Source organism: Labilibaculum euxinicum (genome assembly GCF_963678175.1).
Taxonomy (GTDB): domain Bacteria; phylum Bacteroidota; class Bacteroidia; order Bacteroidales; family Marinifilaceae; genus Labilibaculum; species Labilibaculum euxinus.
In genome coordinates this window covers 4,768,546-4,782,123 of record NZ_OY782756.1, presented here as the reverse complement: position 1 = coordinate 4,782,123, position 13,578 = coordinate 4,768,546, and the positions used below count along the sequence as shown (strand labels likewise).

Here is a 13,578-nt window from a genome sequence, read left to right as displayed (position 1 = left end):
GTAAGCTATTATTTATTCAACGATTACCTTTTCGTCAACATTTTTGGTATGGCTGAAGAATTGTTTCAGCTCAATGCGTTTGGCTTCATACCCAGGGGCAGACGTTCCTGTTTTGTAATTGGTATAGGCATAATCATCTAAAGCAGCCTGGTAGTTGTCGTAGTCGTGTAAAGTTTTGGAATTACTAATACCTGTAAGCAAATTTTGCAAACGTGCAATGGTTCCTTCCAAAACAGAACGGCTATTAAAGTCTTTGGCAAACTCATCCCAATCAACATCAGGACTTCGTAAGGCAGTTTGACTTATAGCATAATCGTTTACCTTATTTACAAACAGCTTGTTTTGCTCGCTTATACTACCATACTTGCGGCGTTCATCTCCACTAAGAATACTCACCTTAGCAGCCAAGGCTGTTTCTAAAGTCGCGAGAGCCGTATTAACAGCCTCTACTTGTTCTGCACTTAAGTGAGTGCTGATCAGGTTTTTTAATGTACTCATGGTGTTTTTTTTAAAGTTGACATTTACAATCTATTTAATTCACTTTCGCTGGCTGATTTCTTTTTAGCTCCCCCTTTAAAATTATTGAAGTTATACTTTATGGAAAATCTCACCCATGTGTTATCATTATCAGGATTTGAGCCTGCAACGATATTCCCATATTTATCTTCCCATGAATTATCGGAAGTGTCGAAAATATCATTCGCCATTATTGCAACGTTTAACTTTTTACTGAAAAAAGAAGTATTTACACCAACAGACAACTTGGAAGAACTCTCAAAATGCGTCATTAAATCTTTACTGCTACTATTATATAGGTAATTTGCAAAAATACTTGTTCTGGATGTAATTGAATAATCGTTATTGGTTTGAAAGTACCACGAGGAGTTTCGGATTTTTCGTAGTTCATTCATATATGGAATTTCTATAAATGGTTTTTTCCCTCCAAAGCTAAAAGTGCTGTTTAGGTTTTTTCCTGAATAATTATAATCGATGTTCAAATTAAGGTATTCCGCCTGACTAATGTTTACCGGAGTATATTTCACAATGTCTGGATTTGAATTATCGCTTACAGCACTTAGTATGCGTGCATTTTTTTCATAGGAGTAAGCAAAATTAACCGAGAGATTTTTGAACAAACCAAAACTAAGGTCAAGATTGTGACTGATTGTTGGTTTTATTTTTGGGTTTCCGGTACTATAAGATAGTGCATCAAAATAGGTTATGTCGGTACTTAATTCATTAAAAGTTGGTCGGTCAATTTTTTTAGCATAACTCAATGTGACATTTACATGATCGGAAAATTCTTTGTTGATTAAGACAGAAGGAAACCAGTGCCCGTAAGTTGAATCGAGAACCATTTTTTCGTTTGAAGATATTTCGGTGTCGGTATACTCATAACGAAATCCAGCTTCTAATTTGAAATTATTTAGTTTTGATTCTAAGTTGAAATAAGCAGCACTTATACGGTCATCAATTTTATCATTAATTTGGTAGTTTTCTGTTGCGGTGATTTGATTCACTGAAGTAACTTTACCATTGTTCGTGACTTTTGATGCTTTTACTCCTGTTTGCAAATTTATTGATTGGAAGACACAAATCTTATAGTCTAGTTTCCCACTATATATATTGTAATTATTTTGATTATCGATCAAACTTTTCAAATTTGAATTACTTGTGATATTCGACTCACCGATATCTTCAGTTGAATGATTTGCAGAGCTTGAGTAATCACCTATAATGGACAAAGAAGATGTACTATCAATATCATATTGGTAATTCAGATTATAAATGTGCAGGTTTTTATCTTCATCCCTGTGTTTTAAAATATTTCGATTGGTAACTCCATCATTTGTTTTATTGATGGTTTGTTTCGAATCGGAATCCTGATTTTTGTTAGTAGAAATATACGAATATTGGAACCCGAGATTGTTTTTACTATTGATTTCCTGATTGAGTGATAAAAACATATTGTGGGATTTTGTTTTTGGAATTCGGATGGTTGAGTTATTGTTAGATATTGTATATTCACTATGAGTGTTTATTTCGTACGCATCTTCAAAGTTTTTTGATTTGAAATCTCGGTATGAATAATTAATAGACGCAGAAGTTTTGTTGATTTTACTGTTGAGCTGTATACCACTTTGGGTGCTTAATTTTCTGGCAAAATAATCCCGGTGATATACCTGTAAGTTGACTTTGTCTTTTGTAATTTTTTTTGTTTTGATTCTCACAACTGCATTTCCCGAAGCACTGTATTCAGCTGAAGGATTCCTGTCAATCTCAATACTCATAACATCATCGGATTGCAAAGCTTCAATTTCGGCTTTGTTTTGAACTTCACGGTTGTTGATAAAAACAATGGGAGTTCCTTTTCCAGATACGGTAATGTTGTTGTTGTTATCTACTACTAAACCTGGTGATCTTTTCAGAGCATCAAAGAGATCACCAGCTTCACTCAATGCAGTGCCTTTTACATCAATAAGCAAGCGACCTTCAACTTGCCTAAAAGTTGGTCGCTTGGCAAAAACGGTGATTTCATTCAATTCTAAATTTTTCATTTGAATGGTTCCAATATCGATAGAATTGATTGCTGAAAAATTAATATTTTGAGTTACGGTTTGGTACCCAACGCTGGATATTTGAATAAGACATTGGTCAACTTTAAGATCCTCAAATTCAAAATAACCATCTACAAAAGCTCCCCCGATTATGATACTTGAATCCTGAGGGAGTAGAATTGCAACAGTAAAGTATTCTAGAGAAATAGCTTGATCATCGATAACCTTACCCCTCAGATTTGAGGGGTAGGAGGCAAAAGTTTGAACTATAAATAATAAGGTGAGTAAATACCGATACATTAACTATTATTTTAAGTAATTTAATTCAAGAAACTTTTCGAGATGATTTTTTGCGTATGTACATAAATTGTATTTCTCATTATGAAGTTGGTTTTGAATTCGTTTATGGGAGCAACCACCACTACATATTGGAAAAAAAGAGCAGTTTTTACATTCTGGATCTGTATATATACTTGGACCTAAAAGGTATTTATCTGTAATTTCGTTAAGATAGATCCCATTATCAAGTATATTTCCTATTTGATAATCAGATCTCCCAATGTCATTCCAGCATTTATACATATCTCCATTAGGAGTGATAACAAAGAAAAGAAGATTATTAGCTCCGCAACCACCTAATGTTAATCTTGGTTTAAAGCTTAAATTTTTAATGTTCTCTTTTTTAAAATTCCGAATGAAAAATTCAGCTTCTTTATCACTGTCAATAAAAACATTATTGCATCTGCCGTTGTCATTTCGGACGAAAGCAGCGTATATAATTAATCTTTTTTCAAAATTAAATTTTTTGTTTAAAAAATGATACAGTTGGCTAAATTCATTTTCGTTTGATTCATCAATGTTGCATCGGATATATACTTTGCATGCAGAATTTAATTTAATGAAGTTTTCAATGTTTGCAAGTATTCTATCAAATGTTCCGTTATTATTTTTTAGAATTCGTTTTTTATTATGAGTTTCTGCTAAACCATCTATTGTTATTTGAATACTTTCTAAGTTTCGTGTGTTAAAAAAAGACATTCTGTCATCTAATAAATAACCATTGGTCACAATGTTGTGTTCAATAGGTTTTTTTAGTTTTTCAAGTTCTAACGTAAGTCTCTTTATTGAATCAAAATTTAAAAGGGGTTCTCCTCCATACCATGTTATTTTGATTTTATTAATGTTTGGGAATTTCTTCGCTAAATAGATTATTGCTTTTTCAATTTCAGGAGATAGATTTTGGGTGTTTAAAGTATCTTTTTCGTAACAATAAGGGCATTTAAAATTGCAGTTAAGGGTTGTTAATATTGTTAAATTTAGTATTTCTTTAGAGAAAACGGAAGTATAGTAGTTATGTTTTTTTTCGTAAAAAAAGGAGTCCTCATCCTCTTGAGATGAAATAAATTTACCATTTTTTAGTAAAGCTAAGGAGTCGGGATCTAGCATTGATAAATTTCCGTCTTTTGCTTGATCTAAAGCTATTTTAGTTTCGTCTTCTGTTGTTGAAATCAGTGCATTTGTCCTTGAATTGTACAAATAGGTAATTTGTTCTTTTTCAAAAGAAAAATTGTATTTTGACCAGATCATGAGATGTGTGAATTTATATAGAATTTGCGATTTGTAAGGCTGCCAAGATTCTTTTTTTTAACTTGACAGCCTTAATTGTTTAGGATAGCGAGATAGAGTAACTATCTTTTCCCGGTTCTAAGTCGCCTTTATTTTTTTTGCAGTTACAATGATTACATGATTGACATCCACAACCACCTCCTTTTATTTGGCTTAGGGTTTCATTATCAAGAGTTTCAGGCTGGTTTAAAATTTTAAATTTCATAATGTTGGTATTTTTTTTCTAAATGTCCATTCCTTTCACAATTGCAAAATTCACCTCTTTCTAGTAGCTTTGTCCTTGCTTACAGGTAGCTATGGCTACTATAGCCGCCTCCGGTAGAGGATGGATTTATATTCATGCGTAATCCGGGGCGGCTACTTTCCTAAGTTATTTTTTCCTAAAAAATAGATTGTCATATTATATTGGGTTAATTTCTCAGTTTAGTTAGATTCTTTTTTACTACACATATATTCTTACCTCTTTTCCATCAATAATAACTGTGTAGTAATCTCTATCTTCTCCGCCTTTTACTTGGCCTAATTTGTTTCGGTTTAATACCTCCATTACTTTGCTGTCTTTTTTCGTTTTCATGATTTTTACTTTTTTAAGTGAAGTATTCATTTGGAACTCTTTTAAAATTAGAACATAAAATCTAAAAAAACGATTAACTTTCTAACTGCTTGCAATTAGAAAGCTAATCAAATAACAGGCGGTTTTCTAATCAAAAAAAAGTCGAAATGATAAGTTTTTAAACAAAATAGACATTGAATAAAATAGTGAAGAGAGACAAGGAGATCCAATGAAAATTGCAAATAGCAAGTGTTGGTTCTTGTTTAATCATCTGATTAGATTCCTATAGCAACTTGATTGGAAAAGAGGTCTGCTTTGGTTAGAAAGGAAATGTATTTTTTTGATTGAAAACACAATTTAGAATTGTTCTAATGATAAAATAATGATTTTCTTATGAAAAGTAATATACCTTTATTTTGTGAAAAGTCCGTGTGTAAAGTTTTTTGCATGCAGGGAGATGATTATAGGATAAGTTCCATCTGACCTTAACAAGAAAATCATTAACAGATGAAAAGTAAATTGTTCAAACGACTCAGTATAATGGCAGTACTGGTGCTTGTAGTGCTTATTGGTTCGCAGGGTTTGTGGCTATGGCGACAATTGGAGCAGGAAAAACAGACGTTTACATCGAAGCTGGAAAGCACCTTGCAAGGCATGATCAATTTTCATGCTTTACAAGGATACAGCACTCCTAATCCTACAAAACCAGATATGGCTACTGTTTTAATGGACGAAACAGCAAATGAAGAAACAGATAAAGATACTTCGGTTGAATTGGGTAGATCTGAAATTAGCACAAAAAAATATATGCCTGATTTTGCATTAGGAAAATTGATCGAAGCTTCATTTGCAGATAAAAGTTTAGAGAAAGAAAAATTTCATCTATGTATTGTAGACTCATTGTTTCAAAATAATTTTCATGAAATCGGAAGGATACGAGCTTATTGTATGGAGCTCGTGAAAAATGGTTTGTCCATTGATAGTTTGCATCAGGGGAAATCGATGGGGAAAGTAAGTATAAACTCACCCTCCACATTGCATGTACGTATTCCCTTAGGCACAAAAGAGACCTATATTTTTACCGCCGATTTTCAGTTGAAAACCTTTCCTTTTTTACGGGAAATGGTATATTCTATAGGCATATCAGCATTAGCTGTTATTTTAGTTGCTGTTTTTATGTTGTGGCTTTTGTGGGCGTTGCAAAAACAGGTGGCGCAACTGTTGTGGCGTGAACGAGCCGTGAGTGGTATGGTACATGATTTAAAAACCCCTTTATCTTATGTCTATACATTATTGGATTATCTGGCCAGCAAAGAACAACAGCCCGCCATACAGCAACAGCTCAGGAGTGCAAGTAGTAATGTCTCCAAATTGACACACAAAATGGAGATTTTATTAACCTTATTCCGTGCGAAGAAAAAGAAAATTGTATTGGAGGCTGCGCCATTCAATCTGGCGCAAAAGTGCAGGGATTTATTCTTGGAATTTGAGGTCGTCTATCAAGACAAACAAGCTGAATGCAAGTTGTCCATTTCTGAAAATTTGGATATTTATGTAGATCCACTTTATTTCGAAGCAGCCTTGCGAAATTTGTTGGATAATGCCTTTAAGTATTCAGATGCAATTGCAAAACTGGAAATTAAAGCCATTCGGGAACAAAAACAATTACACATCTGTATTACAGATTCGGGCAAAGGGATTCCTCAAAAAGAACAACGGAAAATTTTTCAGGAATTTTACCGCGCAGATAACAACAGCAAAGGACATGGTATTGGTTTGGCTTTTACCCAACAAATCGTAAAAGCCCACAAAGGGCGCATCAGATTAGAAAGTAAGCTTGGAAAAGGCAGTACATTTTGGATTGTTCTTCCTGAAAAAGTTATTGTTTAAGCTATTAAAAGAAGTGTAAATGGAACAATTAAAAGTATTATTTGTGGATGATGATCTCAATTTAGGAAGTTTTGTTACGACCATACTAGAGACAGATTATAATTATAAAGTGCATTTCCAAAACACACTGCTGGGAATTGATTCGATTGTAGAGACTCTTGCGCCGGATATTATTATTTTAGATGTGGAAATAGGAGCCGACAATGGCATTGAAAAGGCAAAGGATATTGTGGCAAAACACCCGCGAATCCCTCTGTTGTTTGTATCCTCACATACCGAAGATGATTTTATAACCAAGGGAATAAGCATTGGGGGGAACGCATACCTGACAAAACCTTTATCTATACCTGTACTAGCATCTTACATTCAACGTTTTGCTTTAAAAACAGGCTTGCCACAAATAATAGAATTGGCTGGTTATCAGCTAAATTTATCAACAAATAAGTTTTTTTATAAGAAGCAGTTAATTAAGAAACTGAGTCCGTTTGAGAAGAATGCTTTGGCAGTGTTAATGGAGCATCCCAATGAAATAGTAACTAAAGAGCAGTTTGCTGAAAAGCTATGGAATCATTCTTTGGAAACGCACAACAGTGCCAGTTTAAACAATATTTTATCGAAATTAAGAGATTTGTTTAAAGATAATTCTTCTCTTAAAATCAGGAACATAAGAGGAGTAGGGTATATGATTAATTACTAAGGATATAAGACCTGAATGATTCGTGTTTAGTATTGACTCCTACTAAAGCTGCCTTTTTAAATATTGCATAATTTCTTTTTCCTGATCAGGATGAAACCATTCAATTTCTTTGTCTCTGTTAAACCATGAGAGTTGGCGTTTTGCATATCTTCTCGAATTTCTTTTGATCAACTCAATGGCTTCATCAAGATTGATATTTCCCTCTAAATATTCAAATAGTTCTTTGTAGCCAACTGTGTTTAGCGAGTTGTAATGACGGTATTCAAATAAGGTTTCTGCTTCTTCAAGTAAACCTTCTTTCATCATTAAATCAACCCGTAAGTTGATTCTTGCATACAATTCTGCTCTGTCCCGGTTTAAGCCGACTTTAACAATATTAAAATCTCTCTTTTTCCGGGTGTTTGTTCTTAGTTCGGAATAGGGTTTACCAGTCATTAAACAAACCTCAACCGCATGAATCACTCTTTTTGCATTTTTCAAATCTACCTGATCGTAAAACACCGGATCGAGTTGTTTTAACTGCATGCGCAATGATTCAATTCCCTCCTTTTGGGCACGCTCTGCAACTTCATTGCGCAAATCCGGATCAATAGTCGGAATTTCATCAATACCATTGCAGATAGCATCGATATACATCATACTTCCACCTACTAAAAGGACTTCATTTTTTGTTTTAAAAAGATGATCCAGTAAGTCTAAGGTCTGTTGTTCGCATTCCCAGGAACTAAAATAGTCGTGAATGGAATGAGTATGAATGAAATGATGTTTTACTGCCTCCAATTGCTCTTTTTCAGGTACTGCAGTTCCAATGCTCATTTCCCGGTAAACCTGACGGCTATCGGATGATGAGATTACTGTATTGAAATGTTGCGCGATTTTAATGCTTAAATCGGTTTTGCCAACACCTGTAGGACCCAGTAAAACAATCAGGGTTTTAGACATCTAAAGTTAATTATGAATTGCAAATTATGAGTTGTGGCTTTTACATTTACTAAACGCAAAATTTAATTTTGTGCTAACTGCTAAAGAATGTCTTCGTAGTCATCCAGACTTTCAAATTCAGGACCTTCGTTAAATTCGTCATCGAAATCGGCCAAATAATCGTCGGCAGTTTTTGTTTTTTCAGATTGAGATTCAAATTCGCTGAATCCAAGACCTTCAAAATCTTCTGCATCCATCTTAATTTGTTCGGGAGCATCGCCTTTAGATAGAGTGCATTTAGGATATTTTGTTTTGGATTTTGAAATTCCTTTTTCGATTAATTGAACATTGAAAAAACGATCAGAAAAGAAATCAAAAACATAAATTAACTCAGGTCTTTCAGAGGAAACAAATTCACGTATCATGGCAACATCCATTGCAACAACATTAAAATTGTCATCGTCTTCGGTATTCATTTCGAAAAGAGCTATTTCCAATCCTCTTTCATCATTGGCTCCAACCTGATAAAAAGAAGCCATTTGAGAATTATCATATCCAATCGTTTCCTGAATGGCATTGTGGAACTCTAAATAAGTTTGTTCATGATCAATTTCGATTTCAAGAACAAAATTTTTGACCTCTTGGGAGGTTATTTTAAATTTATATATCATGGTTTTATTTTGATTTTAATTGTGATAGAAACTCCATTGTATCCACATTGTCAGCATAATCCCATAGTTCTGGTTCTTGCGCTTTCCCAAATGGAATTGCATCAGGGATTTTATTCCCAACAATGCATTGGATAAGTTCTGAATTTGTGCTTAAATTGATTTTCAGATCATTAATTTCGGAATAATATTCATAGTTTACAACTCCTATTGGAGAGGCAATTGCAGTATTTTCATTTAGAAGAACGAAACCGGTATCAAGGTGTTCTATTCTATTCATTAAGAACATTGAGCGCTGATAATCGTAGTTGTTTGCGTATTTATTGTGATCGTTTACAAACGAATAATTTTTCCAGCAGTCAAGAAGGTGTACCAAATCATATCCTTTCGGGATATATAACTTTGAAACATTTCGGCATCCCAATCCAAAATATAAAAATACATCTTTTGCAAGTGCTTCCAATTCTTCATTGGTTTCGTTGCCTGATAGTACTGCAACTGAATTTCTATTTCTGCGGATGATATGATCATACTTTTTGAAATAGGCTTCGAAATATCTGGCTGAATTATTACTTCCGGTAGCTATAATTGCATCAAATTTATTTTCGCCGCTTAATCTTTCTGATTGAAATGAGATTAGTTCTTCGAATTCAGAATTGATTTTAATCAGTAGTTTTGAGACAAAATTAAGTAATTGGTTGTCTTTTGAAGATAATTTTCCAATAAAAGAATGACCTGATATTAATACAGATAGCATGTCGTGAAATCCAACCATAGGTATGTTTCCTGCCATAATTACCGCAACTTTTATTTGCGTATTTTTATCAGAAACAGAGTAGCGGTTTAACCATTCATTCAGTTTTTTCTCTTTTAAAAAAGTGTAAATACCATTTATGGATGCATGAACATGATGTGGCGTGAACCACAAATTCTCATTTGAGACTCTGTCAAGTAAGGCTTTAAATTCGTCATAATATGTTGAATTTAGTCTGTGTTCAGCACGTTTTGCATCTTTTGATGAAAACTGAGATAGAAAATTACCTAACTCAACAAATGCCCTTATTCTTTCCGTTTTGTTCATGGTATAATTCAAAAAAATCTCCAATTAACCTTACTTTAAAGTTATATCTGGAGAATTTGATTTATTTATTATTCCGCAAAGATAAAAATTGTTATCAAAGTATCTTAACTATTTTAATTCTTATAGAAAGTTGGAAAGGAAACCTAATGCAAATCCTGCTCCTATGAGAATAATAATTACAGATAGTAGAAAGGAAATAGCAAGCAGAAGTCCGATAAATGCACATGTTTTACCAGTAGTAACATTATTCCATTAGCTTGAGGTTTACAAATGAGGTGTTTCCTGATACAATTTAGTCGCTTGCTTCGATAAAATTAAGGCAATTATCGCCATTATTAAGCTGATAATTCCGGCAAAGCAGAATAAAAAGACGGAGAGAATTCCAAGCACCAAAATGGTTGATGAGTTAGGCAGTACTTCTTGTTTATTGTCTGAGGTTTGATTACTATTTTCTATACTGATTTTTATTAATAGGAATTGATTTTATAAATGTATGAGAAGAGTATTAACAGTACTGATAGAAAGAAAAGATATTTCAAAATAACTGTGCCCCATGAAAATTTGAACTTTAAATGCAAAAGTAAAAGAGAAAGCATGCTCAACATAGGAATAAGTGCAGGATACAAATGTATTGATTCCCAGATATCACCTTTGAGCAGGGCAAGCAGAGAAGTTTGCAAGCCACAACCAGGACATGCAATTCCAAAGTGTTTCTGGAAAGTACAGGTCGCCAGATTGTTTTCGAGCCAATTGATGATGTTTTGCCACATTCGATTAAAGATATGGTCTAATTTATAAAAACAATGGCGCAAAAAAAAGCCGATGCTAAAACATCGGCTCCTTCTGATAGATTTTATAATTACAGATCTCTTCTTTGATAAAGAGCATCCTCCATATCCATTTCGTCGAACTGCATGTATTTGTAAATTTCCTTTTCGTCCGCTTGAATCTTTTCCGTGTAAATTTCCATGTACTCAGCAGGAGTAGGTAATTTACCCAAAACTGAAACAACAGCACCAAGTTCCGCAGAGCCCAAATAAACCTGTGCACCTGTTCCCATACGATTGTTGAAGTTACGGGTTGAAGTTGAATAAACATTTGCATGATCAGGAACACGAAGTTGGTTTCCCATACACAATGAACATCCTGGAGTTTCAATACGAACACCTAATTGAGAGAAGGTTGCAAAAGTTGCTTCTTCTTTCAATACAGCCTGATCCATACGGGTAGGAGGAGCAATATATGTTCTCACCTTATCGCTTGGAGTATGTCCTTTCCAAACTCTTTCACAAGCGCGGAAGTGACCAATGTTTGTCATACAAGAACCAATGAATACATCCTGAATTTCAGTGTTCTGAACATCAGAAAGTAATTTTACATCATCAGGATCGTTAGGACAGCAAAGAATAGGTTCGTGAATCTCTGAAAGATCGATTTCGATAGTTGCTGCATATTCAGCATTTTCGTCTCTTGACAGCAACACAGGATTTGCCAACCACTCGTTACAAGCATCAATACGGTTCTGAATAGTTGCTGCATCATTGTAACCCAAATTAATCATTGATTCCATCAAGGCTATATTTGACTTCACGTACTCGATAACACGAGCTTCGGATAACTTGATACATCCAGCCGCAGCAGAGCGCTCAGCGGTTGCATCGGTTAATTCGAAAGCTTGCTCAACAGTAATGTCCTCAAGACCTTCCATCTCGATAATTTTACCGTTGAATATATTGATTTTGTTCTTTTTAGGTACAGTTAATTGTCCGTTCTGAATCGCAAAATAAGGAATTGCATTTACCGCATCACGTAAAGTGATACCTGGATTTAGTTTACCTTTAAATTTAATTAATACAGATTCAGGCATATCCAAAGGCATAAAACCTAAAGCTCCTGCAAAAGCAACTAAACCTGAACCGGCAGGAAAAGAAATACCCAATGGGAAACGTGTATGCGAGTCACCACCCGTACCAACTGTATCAGGAATCAATAAACGGTTCAACCATGAGTGAATTACACCATCACCTTGCTTCAAAGGAACACCTTTACGCTCAGAAATGAACTTAGGTAAACTTTTGTGCATTGTAACGTCGGTAGCTTTAGGGTAAGCTGCAGTATGACAGAAAGACTGCATGAACATTGGTGCTTCAAATTTCAAACATGCCAATTCTTTAATCTCGTCTCTGGTCATAGGACCAGTAGTATCCTGAGATCCTACGGTTGTCATTTTTGGAGCACATGATGATCCTGGCAATACACCTTCAACACCACAAGCTTTTCCGACCATTTTTTGAGCCATTGTATAACCTTGGTTAGGATTTGGCTGCGGGTTATTTGCAACTTTAAAGATATCTGTTGCGGGCAATCCTAATAAAGCACGTGATTTCTCAGTTAATGCTTTTCCAATAATTAAAGGAATACGACCACCAGCTCGGTACTCGTCTGTCAATGTATCAGGAGCTAAGGAGTAAGTGCAAATCACTTCTCCATCGCGGGTAATTTCACCTTTTTTGTTGTTGATGATGATTTCGTCGCCTGTGTTAAGAGTTGAAACATCAGTTATAATTGGCAATCCACCAGAATCTTGAGTTGTGTTGTAGAAAATTGGAGCAATGGCACCACCAATTACCACACCGGCAGTACGCTTGTTAGGTACAGCATAAATATCTTCACCTATGTGCCATAGTAATGAGTTTGCAGCAGATTTACGAGAAGATCCAGTACCAACAACATCACCAACAAAGGCAACTTTGTGACCTTCTTTTCTCCATCCAGCGATAGTTTCGATACCATCTTCGAAACGGCCGGCACCCATAGCTAAAGCGTGCAATGGAATATCAGGACGCGTAAAAGCCTGAGATGCAGGAGAGAAATCATCTGTGTTGATTTCACCTTCTACCTTATAAACTTTCAATTTAATTTGTTCCGGCAATTCAGCACGTTTTGTAAACCATTCAGCATTTGCCCATGATTCAAGCACACTTTTAGCAGCTGTGTTGTTCTTTGCAAGATCGGCAATCGTTTGGAACGAATCATATACCAGAATTATTCCTTTAAGAGCTTTGGCAGCTTCCTCAGCTAACGATTCATCTTTTAATGCCTCAACCAATACGGTTACATTGTAACCACCCATCATAGTTCCTAAAATTTGAATTGCTTCAGATTTTGTGATAATTGGTGAACTCAATTCGTCTTTTAAAAGCTGTCCTAAAAATTCGGCTTTAACTTTTGAAGAATCATCAACTCCGGGAGCGATTCTTTCTTTGAATAAATGCAAAAGAAAATCCTCTTTTCCGGGAATAGGATTTTGTAATAATTCGCAAAGTTCTGCGGTTTGTACTGCATTTAATGGCAAAGCCGGGATACCCTTGGTAGCGCGGGATGCTTCGTGTTTTAAGTAGGCTTCAATCATTAGTTTGTTGATACGATTAATTTTTAAAAGTAACTTGTGAATTTTGAATAGAGAATTACTCCTTTATTCGTAACAAACTTATGGTTTTTCTGAGTACACGATTCAGAAAAAACTGTATTTTACATCATGTTTTAGGGCATAAAAAAGCTCCCCAAAGGAGAGCTTTAAATTC

12 protein-coding genes are annotated in these 13,578 nt (G+C 34.8%); 2 read left to right on the top strand and 10 right to left on the bottom strand.

Going from position 1 to position 13,578, the window contains the following annotated elements; translation table 11 throughout:
• Positions 1-12 precede the first annotated feature (12 nt).
• From ACY0M5_RS18875 to ACY0M5_RS18855, 5 genes are all read right to left on the bottom strand, one after another.
• A complete protein-coding gene (locus ACY0M5_RS18875) occupies positions 13-498 on the bottom strand; it encodes a hypothetical protein (protein ID WP_461630222.1) in 486 nt (161 codons plus the stop codon).
• A gap of 23 nt (positions 499-521) precedes the next feature.
• Complete coding sequence (locus tag ACY0M5_RS18870; RefSeq protein ID WP_461630221.1) at positions 522-2,858, bottom strand: outer membrane beta-barrel family protein; 2,337 nt, start codon at positions 2,856-2,858, stop codon at positions 522-524.
• Between the two features lie 6 nt (positions 2,859-2,864).
• On the bottom strand, positions 2,865-4,145 hold the full coding sequence (locus ACY0M5_RS18865) for a radical SAM protein (protein ID WP_461630220.1): 1,281 nt from the start codon (positions 4,143-4,145) through the stop codon (positions 2,865-2,867).
• A gap of 79 nt (positions 4,146-4,224) precedes the next feature.
• Positions 4,225-4,389 (bottom strand): ComC/BlpC family leader-containing pheromone/bacteriocin, encoded by a 165-nt coding sequence (locus ACY0M5_RS18860; RefSeq protein WP_442913391.1) that lies wholly within the window; start codon positions 4,387-4,389, stop codon positions 4,225-4,227.
• A gap of 237 nt (positions 4,390-4,626) precedes the next feature.
• Positions 4,627-4,758, bottom strand: coding sequence for a hypothetical protein (locus ACY0M5_RS18855; RefSeq protein ID WP_461630219.1), 132 nt, complete (start codon positions 4,756-4,758; stop codon positions 4,627-4,629).
• A 486-nt stretch (positions 4,759-5,244) separates the two neighbouring features.
• Here ACY0M5_RS18855 and ACY0M5_RS18850 point away from each other — a divergent pair, with 486 nt between their 5' ends.
• Together ACY0M5_RS18850 and ACY0M5_RS18845 are read left to right on the top strand one after the other, a co-directional pair.
• The gene (locus tag ACY0M5_RS18850; RefSeq protein ID WP_461630218.1) at positions 5,245-6,627 is read left to right on the top strand and encodes a sensor histidine kinase; all 1,383 of its coding nucleotides are present in this window, start codon (positions 5,245-5,247) and stop codon (positions 6,625-6,627) included.
• 19 nt (positions 6,628-6,646) lie between these two features.
• A complete protein-coding gene (locus ACY0M5_RS18845; RefSeq protein WP_461630217.1) occupies positions 6,647-7,324 on the top strand; it encodes a response regulator transcription factor in 678 nt (225 codons plus the stop codon).
• Between the two features lie 42 nt (positions 7,325-7,366).
• On the opposite strand, the gene miaA is transcribed toward ACY0M5_RS18845, so the two are convergent.
• The 5 genes from miaA to ACY0M5_RS18820 all read right to left on the bottom strand — a co-directional run bounded on the left by miaA (position 7,367) and on the right by ACY0M5_RS18820 (position 13,406).
• Positions 7,367-8,266, bottom strand: coding sequence for a tRNA (adenosine(37)-N6)-dimethylallyltransferase MiaA (gene miaA, locus ACY0M5_RS18840; RefSeq protein WP_461630216.1), 900 nt, complete (start codon positions 8,264-8,266; stop codon positions 7,367-7,369).
• Positions 8,267-8,346: 80 nt separating this feature from the next.
• A complete protein-coding gene (locus ACY0M5_RS18835) occupies positions 8,347-8,916 on the bottom strand; it encodes an IS1096 element passenger TnpR family protein (RefSeq protein WP_461630215.1) in 570 nt (189 codons plus the stop codon).
• 4 nt (positions 8,917-8,920) lie between these two features.
• Positions 8,921-10,018: an acyl-CoA reductase gene (locus ACY0M5_RS18830; protein WP_461630214.1), complete on the bottom strand. Its 1,098-nt coding sequence runs from the start codon at positions 10,016-10,018 to the stop codon at positions 8,921-8,923.
• Positions 10,019-10,461: 443 nt separating this feature from the next.
• Positions 10,462-10,764 (bottom strand): DUF2752 domain-containing protein, encoded by a 303-nt coding sequence (locus tag ACY0M5_RS18825; protein ID WP_461630213.1) that lies wholly within the window; start codon positions 10,762-10,764, stop codon positions 10,462-10,464.
• Positions 10,765-10,853: 89 nt separating this feature from the next.
• A complete protein-coding gene (locus ACY0M5_RS18820) occupies positions 10,854-13,406 on the bottom strand; it encodes a bifunctional aconitate hydratase 2/2-methylisocitrate dehydratase (protein WP_461630212.1) in 2,553 nt (850 codons plus the stop codon).
• Between the last annotated feature and the right edge of the window lie 172 nt (positions 13,407-13,578).

Coding starts and splice junctions, on each gene's coding strand:
- ACY0M5_RS18875 (WP_461630222.1), bottom strand. CDS start 498: ATGAGTACATTAAAAAACCTGATCAGCACTCACTTAAGTGCAGAACAA.
- ACY0M5_RS18870 (WP_461630221.1), bottom strand. CDS start 2,858: ATGTATCGGTATTTACTCACCTTATTATTTATAGTTCAAACTTTTGCC.
- ACY0M5_RS18865 (WP_461630220.1), bottom strand. CDS start 4,145: ATGATCTGGTCAAAATACAATTTTTCTTTTGAAAAAGAACAAATTACC.
- ACY0M5_RS18860 (WP_442913391.1), bottom strand. CDS start 4,389: ATGAAATTTAAAATTTTAAACCAGCCTGAAACTCTTGATAATGAAACC.
- ACY0M5_RS18855 (WP_461630219.1), bottom strand. CDS start 4,758: ATGAAAACGAAAAAAGACAGCAAAGTAATGGAGGTATTAAACCGAAAC.
- ACY0M5_RS18850 (WP_461630218.1), top strand. CDS start 5,245: ATGAAAAGTAAATTGTTCAAACGACTCAGTATAATGGCAGTACTGGTG.
- ACY0M5_RS18845 (WP_461630217.1), top strand. CDS start 6,647: ATGGAACAATTAAAAGTATTATTTGTGGATGATGATCTCAATTTAGGA.
- miaA (WP_461630216.1), bottom strand. CDS start 8,266: ATGTCTAAAACCCTGATTGTTTTACTGGGTCCTACAGGTGTTGGCAAA.
- ACY0M5_RS18835 (WP_461630215.1), bottom strand. CDS start 8,916: ATGATATATAAATTTAAAATAACCTCCCAAGAGGTCAAAAATTTTGTT.
- ACY0M5_RS18825 (WP_461630213.1), bottom strand. CDS start 10,764: ATGTGGCAAAACATCATCAATTGGCTCGAAAACAATCTGGCGACCTGT.
- ACY0M5_RS18820 (WP_461630212.1), bottom strand. CDS start 13,406: ATGATTGAAGCCTACTTAAAACACGAAGCATCCCGCGCTACCAAGGGT.